The 13,940-nt window shown below is 36.1% G+C and carries 12 protein-coding genes; 7 read left to right on the top strand and 5 right to left on the bottom strand.

The features are described 5' to 3' along the window. Positions 1 to 317: 317 nt before the first annotated feature. The 7 genes from QCQ61_RS15395 (at position 318) to QCQ61_RS15365 (ending at position 8,715) form a co-directional block, all read left to right on the top strand. Positions 318 to 1,892 carry a T9SS type A sorting domain-containing protein gene (locus QCQ61_RS15395; RefSeq protein ID WP_279448626.1) on the top strand — a complete coding sequence of 525 codons (1,575 nt, stop codon included), beginning with the start codon at positions 318 to 320 and terminating at the stop codon, positions 1,890 to 1,892. 294 nt (positions 1,893 to 2,186) lie between these two features. Further along, positions 2,187 to 3,686, top strand: a complete 1,500-nt coding sequence (locus QCQ61_RS15390; RefSeq protein ID WP_279448625.1) for a T9SS type A sorting domain-containing protein — start codon at positions 2,187 to 2,189, stop codon at positions 3,684 to 3,686. Between the two features lie 71 nt (positions 3,687 to 3,757). Further along, entirely contained in the window at positions 3,758 to 4,759 is a 1,002-nt protein-coding gene (locus tag QCQ61_RS15385; RefSeq protein WP_279448623.1) for a glycosyltransferase family 2 protein, read from the top strand. 26 nt (positions 4,760 to 4,785) lie between these two features. Next, positions 4,786 to 5,736, top strand: a complete 951-nt coding sequence (locus QCQ61_RS15380) for a CdaR family protein (protein WP_279448621.1) — start codon at positions 4,786 to 4,788, stop codon at positions 5,734 to 5,736. A 29-nt stretch (positions 5,737 to 5,765) separates the two neighbouring features. Further along, positions 5,766 to 6,344, top strand: a complete 579-nt coding sequence (gene coaE / locus QCQ61_RS15375) for a dephospho-CoA kinase (protein WP_279448619.1) — start codon at positions 5,766 to 5,768, stop codon at positions 6,342 to 6,344. An 82-nt stretch (positions 6,345 to 6,426) separates the two neighbouring features. Beyond that, positions 6,427 to 7,986 (top strand): sensor histidine kinase, encoded by a 1,560-nt coding sequence (locus QCQ61_RS15370; protein WP_279448617.1) that lies wholly within the window; start codon positions 6,427 to 6,429, stop codon positions 7,984 to 7,986. 12 nt (positions 7,987 to 7,998) lie between these two features. Next, a complete protein-coding gene (locus QCQ61_RS15365; protein ID WP_279448616.1) occupies positions 7,999 to 8,715 on the top strand; it encodes a response regulator transcription factor in 717 nt (238 codons plus the stop codon). Between the two features lie 35 nt (positions 8,716 to 8,750). Here QCQ61_RS15365 and miaA read toward each other — a convergent pair whose 3' ends face one another. The 5 genes from miaA to QCQ61_RS15340 are packed head-to-tail and all read right to left on the bottom strand — an operon-like array spanning position 8,751 to position 13,898. Continuing rightward, the gene (gene miaA / locus QCQ61_RS15360) at positions 8,751 to 9,668 is read right to left on the bottom strand and encodes a tRNA (adenosine(37)-N6)-dimethylallyltransferase MiaA (RefSeq protein ID WP_279448614.1); all 918 of its coding nucleotides are present in this window, start codon (positions 9,666 to 9,668) and stop codon (positions 8,751 to 8,753) included. After that, positions 9,668 to 10,516, bottom strand: a complete 849-nt coding sequence (locus tag QCQ61_RS15355; RefSeq protein ID WP_279448612.1) for an ion transporter — start codon at positions 10,514 to 10,516, stop codon at positions 9,668 to 9,670. Before QCQ61_RS15355 ends, miaA begins: the two co-directional genes overlap by 1 nt. A 39-nt stretch (positions 10,517 to 10,555) precedes the next feature. Beyond that, positions 10,556 to 11,935 carry an exonuclease domain-containing protein gene (locus QCQ61_RS15350; RefSeq protein ID WP_279448611.1) on the bottom strand — a complete coding sequence of 460 codons (1,380 nt, stop codon included), beginning with the start codon at positions 11,933 to 11,935 and terminating at the stop codon, positions 10,556 to 10,558. A 37-nt stretch (positions 11,936 to 11,972) separates the two neighbouring features. Further along, positions 11,973 to 12,629, bottom strand: coding sequence for a YggS family pyridoxal phosphate-dependent enzyme (locus tag QCQ61_RS15345; RefSeq protein WP_279448609.1), 657 nt, complete (start codon positions 12,627 to 12,629; stop codon positions 11,973 to 11,975). A gap of 30 nt (positions 12,630 to 12,659) precedes the next feature. After that, positions 12,660 to 13,898 (bottom strand): DUF1015 domain-containing protein, encoded by a 1,239-nt coding sequence (locus tag QCQ61_RS15340; protein ID WP_279448607.1) that lies wholly within the window; start codon positions 13,896 to 13,898, stop codon positions 12,660 to 12,662. Positions 13,899 to 13,940 lie beyond the last annotated feature (42 nt).

Genomic DNA, 13,940 nt, shown 5'->3' with positions numbered 1-13,940 from the left:
TTTTCACAATTCTTATATAAAGGCCATCCACGAGAGTGGGTGGCTTTTTTTTTGGAACAATCTTTAAAAACATAAGTGTAAATTAACCCTCTGAAGAAATCATGATTCATAGAATTAGATTTAATAATACCTGAATTATTAGAACTATTGTTTAATATAAAACCAGTAAAAAAAATTTTACCAAACATAGGTTTTATGACATATTTGTCCTTATTTCAAAGAAAGATCTTCTGCCAAGTTATAAGTTCAAAATTTTGTAGTGAAATAAATTTTGGATATCTTTATAATTATAAAATTAACTTAAACTAAAACTTATTATGAAAAAAATTACTCTGTTATTTGCTTGCTTCATAGCCTTTTCAGGTATTATGAGTGCACAAAATGTGCAATCTATTGCGGATTTACCAAATACGACCAATAACCCTATATATAGTCAGGGTGATCCAGTAACTACTACCGCTACTGTACGTTTTGAGAAACCAATGGGAGCTCAAGACTTTAATGCTTTTGTACCCATTGAAAGATATAATGTTACAACCACCCATGGTCCTTCAATAATCTCGGGACAAAGAGGTGCAATGGCAGTTACTCCATATACAGATAGAGCTACTTTTGAAGCTGCATACCCCGGCACACTTGTTAATGAGGATTTTGCTGGTGGTCCCGGAGTTGGTGTTATTCAAGCTTGCGGTCCCGTGGTAAGTAGTGCGGGTGATGGATGTTTCTCAGCAGGTGAACTTGAAGATGGATTTTCTATTACCGTTTCTACGGCTGGAAACGATGTAATCTATATTGGCGAAACTGCTTTAGGAAACTCTTCAACTCTTATGGGAGCTAATACCTTTGCAGATTTTACAATCGTTAACTTTTTGCCATTAGGAGCACATGCTGTTGGAATGGATCTTTTTGTAGATGCTGTGTCAAATGCAGAGGTTAGAGTTTATGATATGGGAGGTGCGTTATTAGATACATTTACCGTCAATAATACACCAAATACTGAAAATTTTGTAGGCTATACTTCTGATGATGCTATAGGTAGAATTGAAATTCAAGCGGAAGCTGATGCCGGTGAATTGTTTGGTAACCTAGCATTTGGAACCGATCCTCTAGGTGGCGGTGGCGGCAGCGCTTGCCAAGAAGAGAACCCTAACGACGGTACTTTTGAAAACGGTTTTAACTGCTCTTCTGCATCTGCATTTATGACAGCTAATGACGTAACTGTTGCTATGAACGAAGATTTCGTTTTAACTAACATTACAGCAAGTATATTCGCCAACGGTGGAATTACCAATGTGGCCGTAAACTATTACGACGATGCCGCTGGTCTTCCAGGAAACCTTATTGGTTCTGTTGCTTCGGCTACAATCGACAACCAAACGGTTATTGGAAACAACTTTGGTTTTGATGTAAACGAAGTGGAGATGACCGTTCCGGCCTTTACCTTTGCAGGACAAGTAGCTTCGCCAACAACATACTGGATTGAACTTTCAGTTACCGATGGTGGTGCTACGGGTAGTGTATTCTGGGTAGTTACCTCTTCTACTATGGTTGGTAACCCAAGTGCTCAGTTTGATGCAGCCTGGGGAATTCCAGATCCATTAATGGACGGTGTTTACATCTGGGAAGGAGAATGTAATCCTTTAGGAGTTAGCGATAACGCACTTGCCGGATTCTCTTACTATCCAAACCCAGTTACCGATGTACTTTCTTTGAAAGCGGCAAGTAACATAGAAGCGGTTTCTATCTACAACCTATTAGGTCAGGAAGTATTGCGTACCGAAGTTGGTGCAACTACTTCAGATATTAACCTTTCTGGAATTACTACTGGCGCCTATGTTATGAAGGTTACCGTAAACGGCCAGACTGGAACATACAAGATTTTGAAAAACTAATTTTTCACAATTCTTATATAAAAGCCATCCACAAAAGTGGGTGGCTTTTTTTTGTTTAGATGTTTTTCTGAAAATTTTCCAATACTGCTTGGAGTTAAAGTAGGGGTACACCAAAGCTCAAACATTGTAAAATCAGAACTATTTGTAATTGGATAGGCTACAGAATTATCAAGTGTAAAGAGTTATCGAGTATTACCTAAGCTATCTTTTAATCAATCATTATTAATAGAAAATTTTGGAGGGGAAGAATATTTAAATATCTTTATAGCTAATTAACTTAAATCATTAAATATTATGAAGAAAATTACAATTATGATGTTCTTATTTGTTGCTGCTATCGGTTTTAGCCAGGAACAAGTAAAAATGCTCGGCAATGACAATCCAGTTATTTTTGAGCAACAACGCACCGAAGTAAACCAAACTACAATCATGCCGAACAATGCGGCACCGGTTACAGATATTGCTTTGTTGGGAAACAACAATCCAACTTATTTAGCAGCCTGTACTGAGGAAAACCCAAACGATGGTACCTTCGAGAATGGCTTTAACTGCTCGTCTGCGTCTGCTTTTATGACCGCTAACGATATTACAGTTGCTGCTGACGAAAACTTTACGTTAACAAATATTACTGCCAGTATTTTTGCCAACGGTGGAATTACTAATGTAGATGTTAACTATTATGACGATGCAGCTGGTCTTCCAGGAGCCCTTATTGGTTCTCAGGCTTCAGCTACAATCGACAACCAAACAGTTATTGGAAATAACTTTGGTTTTGATGTTAACGAGGTTGAAATGAGCGTAACTCCATTTGTTTTTAACGGACAAGCTGGTTCTTCTTCTACATACTGGATTGAACTTTCAGTTACCGATGGTGGTGCAACTGGTAGTGTATTCTGGGTAGTTACTTCTTCAACTATGGAAGGAAACCCTAGTGCTCAATTTGATGCTGCTTGGGGAATTCCAGATCCACTAATGGATGGTGTTTATATTTGGGAAGGTGATTGTGACCCAATTGGTGGTGGCGGTGGCGCTTGCCAAGAGGAGAATCCTAACGACGGTACTTTCGAAAATGGCTTTAACTGCTCTTCTGCATCTGCATTTATGACCGCTAACGACGTAACTGTTGCCGCAGGCGAAGATTTTGAACTAACCAACATTACAGCAAGTATCTTTGCAAACGGTGGTATTACCAACGTAGATGTAAACTATTACGACGATGCTGCTGGTCTTCCAGGAAACCTTATTGGTTCTCAGGCTTCAGCTACGATAGACAACCAAACGGTTATTGGTAACAACTTTGGTTTTGACGTTAACGAGATTGAATTGACCGTTACACCATTTACCTTTGCAGGTCAGGCAGGATCACCTACTACTTACTGGGTTGAACTTTCGGTTACCGATGGTGGTGCAACTGGTAGTGTATTCTGGGTAGTTACCTCTTCTACTATGGTAGGTAATCCTAGTGCTCAGTTTGATGCAGCATGGGGCATTCCAGATCCATTAATGGACGGTGTTTACATCTGGGAAGGAAACTGTAATCCTTTAGGAGTTAGCGATAACGCACTTGCAGGATTCTCTTACTATCCAAACCCAGTTACCGATGTACTTTCATTAAAAGCGGCAAGTAACATTGAAGCGGTTTCTATCTACAACCTATTAGGACAGGAAGTATTGCGTTCCGAAGTTGGTGCTACTACTTCAGATATTAACCTTTCTGGAATTACTACTGGTGCCTACGTATTAAAGGTTACCGTAAACGGCCAGACTGGAACATACAAGATTTTGAAAAACTAATTTTTCACAATTCTTATATAAAGGCCATCCACGAAAGTGGGTGGCTTTTTTTATTTCATTAACTTAGCGCGATGCAAATAAGCTATTCTTTTATAATCCCAGTATATAACCGTCCTCAGGAAGTTAAGGAACTTTTAGAGAGTTTTGTTGCCTTAGATTTTAAAAAAGAGTTCGAAATTGTAATCGTGGAAGACGGTTCTACCGAAACATCAAAAGAGGTTGTGACACAATTTTCTAAGAAGCTTTCAATTTCATACTTTTTTAAACCGAATTCTGGTCCGGGCGATTCTCGAAATTATGGAATGGAACACGCAAAAGGCAACTACTTTATAATTTTAGATTCAGATTGTATATTGCCGCCGCATTATCTAAAAACTGTTGATACCTTTCTTCACGAAAACTATTTCCATTGTTTTGGCGGAGCAGATGCGGCACACAAAAGTTTTACTGCATTGCAGAAAGCAATTAATTATACAATGACTTCGTTTCTTACAACTGGCGGGATTCGGGGTAATATAAAAAGTGTAAATAAATTTGAACCCCGAAGTTTTAATATGGGCATTTCAAAACAAGCATTTTTAAAAACTGGGGGATATTCAAAAATACACCCAGGTGAGGATCCAGATCTTTCGCAACGTATCTTAAAAACAGGATTTGATACTACGTTTTTACCCGAGGCTTATGTATATCACAAACGGCGGATTTCTTGGAGTAAGTTTTATTTGCAAGTGAAAAAATTTGGATTGGTTCGCCCTATATTAAATAAATGGCATCCGGATGCAGCTAAAATAACATTCTGGTTTCCAACCTTATTTGTATTGTTTGTCTTGTTTTCCGTCTTGCTTTCAATACTTATAACGCCTTGGTTTTTACTGCCAATTCTTTTGTATTTAATTTTAATATTTATAGACTCAAGCCTCAAAAATCGAAGTGCCTATATTGGTATTCTTACCTTGCGAGCAGTTTTTGTTCAATTTTTCGGGTACGGGATTGCATTTTTAAAATCGAATTTTTTAATAAACATTTTAAAGAAAGATCCACAGGAACAATTTCCTTTTTTATTTTTTAAGTAAATTTATTGATGGCCAATAAAAATAGTATGACAAAAGGAATTTTTAAGAAGAATAAGAATTTAAAGATAAAACGCTTTTTATTCTTTCTGCTAATTGCTGCTATTTTCTGGATTTTAACCAAATTTAGTAGAGAGTTTACTACTACAATGGAAGCCAAAATTAATTATGAAAATATACCAGAAACCACGGCATTATCTGAAAAAAACTTGCACACCATTATGTTTGATTTAACGGCAAATGGTTTCGAAATTTTATTCTATAAATTTAAAAAACCGAGAATTGATGTACAAGTAAGTGAATTTTACGACAATGAAAAAGACCATTTCACCATTAGTAAAAATGAATTGTCGCGAATGGTTTCCTCTAATTTTAATAGAAACTTAGGTATCAAAAATTTATCGGTAGAGGAATTAAAGGTTGTTTTGGACCCAATTGTGCTCAAAAAAGTAAAAGTAGTTCCAAGTACAAAACTTTCTTTTAAAGACGGATTTAAACCTAGGGACAGTATAAAAATAAGTCCGGATTCTGTAACCATTTCGGGTCCTTCGGGTACATTAAAAAAAATAAATTCAATTAGAACCGAAGAAGTTTCATTGAATGGAATAGAAAAAAGTATTTCGAAATCTATAAGTTTAGTTTCCCCTAATTCCGAAATTGTTTCAATTAAACCCAACACCGTAACCATTAATTTAAAAGTAGCGGAATACTCCCAAGGACAATTTACCCTTCCCATAGAGGTAATTAATCTTCCGCCAGAAATGGAAATAAAATTAATATCGCCCTCCGTTACCGTATCGTACGATGTGCCGGTGAGCGAATTCACCAAAATTTCTAAAGAAAATTTTAGGGTTATATGCGATTACGCCAAGAGAAACAAAGACGACAATTTTATGTTGCCTACTTTAGAAAAAATGCCACCGGGTATTTTGAACGTTGTTTTTGAGCCAAAAAAAATCGATTTCTTTATTTTTAAATAATTTAACGATTACAACGTAAATATTACACAATGAAAATTATTGGTCTTACCGGAGGGATAGGAAGTGGCAAGACTACCGTGGCAAAAATGTTTTCTAAACTAGGCGTACCTATATATATTGCCGATGTTGAAGCTAAAAAACTTACCAATTCTTCCAAGATAATCCGTAGGGAATTAATTGCTCTTTTAGGTGAAAATGCCTACACAGACGCAGGTTTAAATCGCACCTACGTCGCAGATAAAATCTTTAACGATACAAACTTATTACAAGCGGTTAACAAAATTATACATCCACGAGTGGCCATGCATTTTAAAAAATGGACTACTAAACAAAATGCTCCATATGTAATAAAGGAAGCCGCTATCCTTTTTGAAAACGGCGGTTATAAACACTGCGACCTTACAATACTTGTTACGGCGCCAAAAGCCATTAGAATAGCGCGTGTTATGGCACGCGATAAAACTTCGAAAGAAGCAATAGAGCAACGCATTAATAACCAATGGAGCGATAAAGAAAAGCTAAAATTGGCCGATATTATTATCGAAAATACCACTATTGAAGCAACTAAAAAGCGCGTTTCTGAAATCCATAAAACGCTTCTGTTGTAAGGCGTTGTTATAGCTGTATTTCTTTTGTTAACATTTGGTTAAACTACCAAGTGGCTAAATGTTAAAATCTTACTTTTGGGGTATGAACAAAAAGCTATTCGTATTGCTTATAGCGCTCATGAGCCTCTCATTATTGGGAATAGTATTTGTTCAGGGATATTGGATATCAAACGCTTATAAAACAAAAGCGGAACAGTTTACTATAAATTCCAAGCAGGTGATTTTGTCAGTGGCAAGGGAAATTCAGTTACGAGAAAACGAAGCGTATTATCAAGTTTACAGTGCGTATGTAGATAGCATACAGGTGCCCGACAGCCAAAGTTTTACAGAGTTAGCCTATCGAATTCAAAATAAGGCAACAAATGAAACTTTTATTTTTACCGATGGAATTTTAGAACAGGATTACAAACTTTCTTCTGGATTTTTTGATTCTGAAATGGATAGCATTCAATTTAGAAAACTTACCAGCAGAAAAACAAAGACAAAAATAACTGAAGGAATAGACGGAACCACCACAACCCAAACGAGAGTGGAGTCGTTTTCTAGATTAAAAGATTACGAACGCAAACAATTTGAAGATTTTGTTAGTAATGTAACATCAATGGTTCCTATATACAAGCGGGTTAAGGAAGAAGAGATTTCGAAACTAATTTCAAAAGAGCTAAAGGAGCGTGGGTTAAAATCTAAATTTGAGTTTGCTATTTTTAATAATAACCTTGAAACAAAAGTACGTTCAAAAAATTTTAAGTTCAATCCTGATAATACCTATATCGTTCCCCTGTTCGTAAATGAAAATAAAAGCAATTATGAGCTTTATGTAAATTTTTCAGAAAAGGAGAAATTAGTAATTAATAGTATTTTAGGAATGGCCATCCTCTCACTGGTATTTACGGCAGTGATAATATTGGCCTATTCTAGCGCGATTTCGCAGATATATAAGCAGCGTCAGATTTCTCAGATTAAGAGTGATTTTATCAATAATATGACGCACGAATTTAAAACGCCAATCGCGACTATTAATTTAGCGTTAGATTCCCTTAAAAACCCGAAAGTAAAGGATAACAAAGAGTTTTTGAACCGATATTTGGGAATGATTCGAGATGAAAATAGAAGAATGAATGCACAAGTAGAAAATGTACTTCGAATTTCAAAACTTGAAAAAAATGAGCTGGATCTACCAAAAGAGCGTGTAGATTTACAAGATTTGGTCGAAGATTCAATCTCGCACGTAAGCCTAATAGTTGAAGATAAAGGCGGTTATATAAACACACATTATGGAGCGCTTAAGTCTACGGTACTGGCAAACGAGTCGCATTTAACAAATGTAATAGTAAATATATTGGACAACGCAATTAAATATTCTGAAGAGCAACCAAAAATAGATATCTATTCAGAAAACGTTAAAAATAGTGTTATCTTAAAGATTCGCGACCAAGGCATGGGAATGAGCAAAGGGGTTCAGAAAAAAATATTTGAAAAGTTTTACCGTGAACACACGGGCGATATACACAACGTTAAAGGGCACGGACTCGGTCTAGCATATGTTAAACGAATTTTAGACGATCACGACGCCGAAATATTTGTTGAAAGTGAAAAAGGAAAAGGCAGCACCTTTATATTAAAACTACACCTAATATCTTAATATCTTAAAATTATGGAAACAGAAAACAAAAAAATACTCTTAGTAGAAGACGATCCCAATTTCGGAACAGTTCTTAAAGACTATCTAGCGATGAACGATTATAACGTTACACACGCAAAAAACGGAATGGAAGGTTTTGAAAAATTTAAAAAAGACGATTTCGATCTCTGCATATTAGACGTTATGATGCCTTACAAAGATGGGTTTACATTGGCTAAGGAAATACGTGAAAAAAATGAAGACGTACCTATTATTTTCCTTACAGCGAAAGCTATGAAGGAAGATGTGCTAAAAGGCTATAAAGTAGGTGCAGACGATTATTTAAACAAGCCTTTTGATAGCGAAGTATTGTTGATGAAAATAAAAGCTATTATTCAAAGAAAGGCAACAGATTCTATTGCAGATAGCAAGCAATTTGAATTTGAGATTGGTAATTTCCACTTAAATTCTAAGCTACGTTTCTTAACCTACAATAAAGAAACCCCTATCAAATTATCGCCAAAAGAAAACGAATTGTTGCGTTTATTGGCACTTCATAAAAATGATTTAATGCCACGTGAATTGGCGCTAACCAAGATTTGGAGAGATGATAACTACTTTACCTCAAGAAGTATGGACGTTTACATTGCTAAACTCAGAAAATATCTTAGTAAAGATGATGGGGTAGAAATAATCAATATTCACGGTGAAGGTTTCCGATTGGTTGTTAAAAGCGAAGTAGACAACTAGTAGTGTAAATTAAGATATGTGTAAAAAAACGCCTCCTAGTGGGCGTTTTTTTCTTTTATATACTTTACAATTATTTTAGCGCTGGTTTTATAATCAAACCAGTGAATGGCATCATTTTTTTTAAACCACGTATTTTGGCGTTTTGCAAATCTTCTGGTGTTTTTTTTAATTTCAGCAATAGCTTCTTCCAAGGTAAAGTTTCCATCAAAATATTCAAAAAGCTCCCGATAGCCTACCGTTTGCAACGCGTTTCTTTTTCTGTGAGGTAGTAACGCTTTTGCTTCCTTAACCAAGCCGGCCTCTACCATCTTGTTTACCCGCAAATTAATTCGACTATAGATGGTTTCCCTGTCTGCCGTTAAGCCGACAAAAAGTGTTTCAAAATTTCTATGTACGGTTTTATTATTTAAGAAAGACGAATACGGTTTTCCCGTACCTCGATATATTTCCAGCGCCCGTACCAATCTGTGTGGATTTTGAATATCAACTTTTTCAAAATAATGAGGATCTGCCTTTTTTAATTCATTTTGAAGTACTTCAATTCCGCTTTCCATCAGTTCGGTATTTAACTTGTCGCGTATGCCTGATTCTACTTTCGGAAAATTGTCTAATCCTTTTACCACTGCATCTACATAAAGTCCGGAACCGCCTACCATTATAACAATGTTGTGCTTTTTAAAAAGTGTAGTTAACAAAGCAATGGCATCTTTTTCAAAATCGCCCACCGAATAGTCTTCTAAAATACTTTTAGTTTGAATAAAATGGTGGGGTGCCGCATTTAATTCGTCCTCGCTGGGAACAGCGGTTCCAATGTGTGTTTCTTTAAAAAATTGTCTTGAATCTGCCGAGATTATTTCGGTAGAAAAAGCCTTTGCAAGTTTTACAGCTAATGAAGTTTTACCGATGGCGGTAGCGCCCACAACGCAAATAAGCAATGGTTTTTTGGAACGCATTACGCTATGGGGTTAGTTTCTGAATGCAATTCATAGCCACATTTATGACAGAATTTTGCATCATCTCTATGTTTAGATGCGCCGCAATTTCTACAAGACTGAGTGTTTACGTGAACAAAATCGTCTCTCTCTTTTCTTACATATTGGGCACTAATAATTCCCGTGGGTACAGCTATAACTCCATAACCTAGAATCATAATTATGGTTGCCAAAAACTGACCCGCAGGTGTAACGGGGGCAATATCGCCAAAACCTACCGTGGTAAGGGTAACGATGCACCAATATACACTAACCGGGATACTCTTAAAACCACTTTCTTCTCCTTCAATTAAATACATAAGCGTGCCTGCAATAATAGCGACAATAAGTACGGCAAAAATGAATATAAATATTTTTGCTCGGCTTTCTAAAAGTGCTTTTTTCAGTTTATTGCCTTCACCTATATACCGTGCTATTTTTAATATTCTAAAAACGCGCAACAACCGCATGGCCCGCACTGTAAGCAAATAGTTGCTTCCCACTAAAATAAAAGACAGGTATAATGGAATGGTTGACAACAAATCAATAATACCGTAGAAACTGAAAATGTAGTTTTTTGGTTTCTTTACAGTGATAATTCGAGCTATATATTCAATGGTAAAAAAGATGGTTATAATCCATTCAATAACATAAAACAATTTGTGATATTCTAAATCTATAGAACGTACGCTCTCTAGCATAACAATTATTACGCTAAGTAATATTAATATAAGTAGAATAATATCAAAAAGCTTCCCCATGGGCGTATCTGCCTCATAGATTATCTCATGAATTTTATAGCGCCAGGATTTTTTATTGCTTGGTTTCAATTTATATTATTTGAAAGACTAAAAATAGGGAACTTTAATTTAATTCACAGTATTGGCGGTAAGCTTAACCGTTTTAAGTACTTTTTTCCTTCGTAAATAACTTTGGATAATATGCTGTACATCCCGATTGTTTTGCATTGGATTTATGATAGATTTTAATATTTCAGGATTGTTTATTTGATGGTTCAAATTATAAAAACCGTATCCTTTATAAACACCGTTTTCAATTAAAATTACCGATCGTTCCTCAATTTCCCTTCCGCGATCTATTATTAACATGTTTTGGTTTTCGTAACTACATTTTTCCAAAAAAGAATTTACGCGGCTGTTATATTCAGCAACTGCCTCATTATTTACACATGCTCCAAAGCATTCTTGAATAGTGTAATTAAAACATTGTTTTTCTGTATGGTTTAGTCCAGTAAGTTTTTCACAAAGTTGATATTCTTCAGTTATTTTAAACAGTGCCGTTTTGGCCTGTTGATAATTGCCGAAGGTAGTTATGGCTTTTTTACGATTATCTGCCTTTTCAATTTTTAGATTTATATAGCCTTTTTCATCTACAAACGATGTAAGCTGATGCGTAAATGTAGTATGTCGCAATGCTCTGTTGTACAAAGGTTTGTTGTGTTTTATTTCTTCGCATTCCTTTAATAGAGCAATAAGTTCGTTTCCTGTTTTTTCATATGAAACAGACTTTACTTCCAACTGAATTTTTTTAGATTTTCTGTTGTCACTTGTGAAATGTTGTGTTAGGCGTTTCTTAATATTTTTACTTTTCCCGATGTATATAATCTTGCCGGCCTCATTGCGCATATAATATACGCCAGTTTCAGAAGGCGTGTCTTTAATTATATCTAAGAGCTTTGGCTCTAGCTGTTTTTTGGTGTCTTTACGAAGGGTTTCGGTAATTATTTCTTTAGACTTGTCTTTGTCCAACAACATTTTAAAAAGTGCTACGGTTGCCTTAGCATCGCCTTGTGCGCGATGGCGGTCGCTTAAAGGAATGCCCAATGCGCGTACTAATTTTCCCAAACTATACGATGGCATATCTGGAATCAATTTTTTTGAAAGTTCTACCGTACATAGTGTTTTCTTTTCAAATTGATATCCCAATCGGTCAAATTCGGTTGTAAGAATTCGTTTGTCAAAAAGTGCATTATGCGCTACCACTACGCAGTCTTCGGTAATTTCGATAACGCGCTTTGCTATTTCGTAGAATTTTGGCGCATTCCGAAGCATTTCATTATTAATGCCGGTAAGGTTTACAACAAAGGGCTGTATGGGTATCTCAGGATTGATAAGACTTGAAAACTGATCGACGATTTGATGGCCGTCAAACCTGTATATTGCAATTTCGGTGATTCCCTCCTCATTGTATTTTCCTCCCGTCGTTTCTATGTCTAAAATTGCGTACACGTATTAAATTTATGGTTTTAATTTTAATTACTGACTATTAATAATTGCGTTCTCCAAAAATGGCGCTGCCCACGCGAATCATGGTACTGCCATTAGTTATGGCAATTTTATAGTCCCCGCTCATGCCCATACTAAGAATGGTAAATTGATTGTATTTCTCTTTGAAGTGATCAAAAGTATTTTTTAATTTTTTAAATTCTTCCGAAATCTGCTGCTCATTATCTGTAAAGGTTGCCATCCCCATGAGCCCTACAATACTTACATTTTTTAGGTTTTTAATCTCCTCGGAATCGAGAAGATTTGTAGCATCTTCTTCGCTCATGCCAAATTTACTTTCTTCTTCTGCTATTTTTATTTGAAGTAAGCAGTTAATAATACGATCGTTTTTTCCAGCTTCTTTATTTATTTCCTTTAAAAGTTTGTCACTATCTACCGCGTGAATTAAACTCACAAACGGTGCCATATATTTTACCTTGTTACGTTGCACATGGCCAATCATGTGCCATTGAATATCTTTTGGCATTTCTTGCCATTTCTGCTCCATTTCCTGTACTTTGTTTTCACCAAAAACACGGTGCCCAGCATTATAAGCTTCCATTAAATCGCTAACGGGCTTGGTTTTAGTAACCGCCACAAGGGTAACATTTGTAGGTAATTTGGAATTAAAATGTTTTAAATTTTCTGAAATCGTCATTGTGTTCTCTCTTTTCCTTTAATCCATTTATTAAAACTCATAAACCGTAACACCACTTCGAAGTTTGGGTTCAATATACGTACTTTTGGGAGGCATTTTTAAACCTTCATCAGCAATTTGTCGCAACTCTGCGGTGGTGACGGGCACCAAGCCAAAACCAACTGCAAATGTGCCAGAATCTACTACTGTTTTTACATACGCCAAGTCTTTTTTGCCGTGTGCGTATTCTATTCGTTGATCGTTTCTTAAATCTTCAATGCCTAAAAGTGGCTTTAAAATTGTAACATACAAAATATGCGTGTCTAAAGCATCGAGGGCATTGTTTATTTGGTATTTCGTTTTACGAAGGTACAATGAATAAAATTCGCCGTCTAAATACATACTGAAATGATGCAGTTTAGAAGGTTTATAGTAATCCATTCCGCGATTTTCAATTCTGAAATATTCATCCAGTTTAATTAAAAACTCTTCTTTGGTCATACCGTTTAGGTCTTTTATTAAACGGTTGAATTCATAAATTTTTAGATCGCTCTCGGGAATCAGGAAACTCATAAAGTAATTATAGGGCTCATCTCCCGTATGCTGCGGGTTTTCTACCTTTAAGTCCTTAGCTAACAAATAGGAAGAGGCGGAGCGGTGATGACCGTCCGCAATATATAAAGCTGGCATTTCTGCATATATTTTTTGAATTTTTTCCAACAATGCACTTTCATCAACATTCCATAAATAGTGGGTGTCTCTATAAGTTGTGGTAAATTCGTACTCCGGCCGGGTTTGCATTATTTCGGAAATAATTGCCCCTAATTTGTCATTATCGGGATAGGTTAGGAGTACTGCTTCTGCATTAAAACCAACTGTTTTTAAATATTCCTTAAAAATCACTTCTCGAAACTCCAACGTATCTTCGTGTTTTTTAATAACATCGTCCTCGTAATCTTGCACGCTTGCAGCTGCCACGATGCCGTGAAATTTTCGGCCATCTCGATTAACGATTTTATAAATGTAAAACGAAGGCTTTTCGTCCTGCATAAATATTCCGTCCTCCTTAAATTCTTGATAGCGATTGCGCACCAACCCGTAACGTTCTTCGCCAGAAATCTCTTTTTGGTATTTGTACCCTGGATTTACAATGTGCAAAAACGAAAACGGATTATCTCGCAAGCGCGATTCTACCTGCATTGCCGTGTAACTTTCGTACGAACGTGCTGCTAGTAAACTCACTTTGTCTCGCGTAGGCCGGACGGCTTTAAAAGGAATTATTTTTGCCAAATTTTAATTGATAATTTATATTCTTACTGCGTTAAGCAATAA

Origin of the sequence: Aequorivita marisscotiae (genome assembly GCF_029814825.1) — a bacterium.
Taxonomy (GTDB): domain Bacteria; phylum Bacteroidota; class Bacteroidia; order Flavobacteriales; family Flavobacteriaceae; genus Aequorivita; species Aequorivita marisscotiae.
Note: the sequence above shows the minus strand (reverse complement) of the source record. Positions and strands in the feature narration are given on the sequence as shown.

What these genes read in the sequence shown, in the direction of transcription:
- QCQ61_RS15390 (WP_279448625.1), top strand. Translation starts at nt 2,187, where the DNA reads ATGAAGAAAATTACAATTATGATGTTCTTATTTGTTGCTGCTATCGGT.
- QCQ61_RS15385 (WP_279448623.1), top strand. Translation starts at nt 3,758, where the DNA reads ATGCAAATAAGCTATTCTTTTATAATCCCAGTATATAACCGTCCTCAG.
- QCQ61_RS15345 (WP_279448609.1), bottom strand. Translation starts at nt 12,629, where the DNA reads ATGACGATTTCAGAAAATTTAAAACATTTTAATTCCAAATTACCTACA.
- QCQ61_RS15395 (WP_279448626.1), top strand. Translation starts at nt 318, where the DNA reads ATGAAAAAAATTACTCTGTTATTTGCTTGCTTCATAGCCTTTTCAGGT.
- QCQ61_RS15365 (WP_279448616.1), top strand. Translation starts at nt 7,999, where the DNA reads ATGGAAACAGAAAACAAAAAAATACTCTTAGTAGAAGACGATCCCAAT.
- miaA (WP_279448614.1), bottom strand. Translation starts at nt 9,668, where the DNA reads ATGCGTTCCAAAAAACCATTGCTTATTTGCGTTGTGGGCGCTACCGCC.
- QCQ61_RS15380 (WP_279448621.1), top strand. Translation starts at nt 4,786, where the DNA reads ATGACAAAAGGAATTTTTAAGAAGAATAAGAATTTAAAGATAAAACGC.
- coaE (WP_279448619.1), top strand. Translation starts at nt 5,766, where the DNA reads ATGAAAATTATTGGTCTTACCGGAGGGATAGGAAGTGGCAAGACTACC.
- QCQ61_RS15370 (WP_279448617.1), top strand. Translation starts at nt 6,427, where the DNA reads ATGAACAAAAAGCTATTCGTATTGCTTATAGCGCTCATGAGCCTCTCA.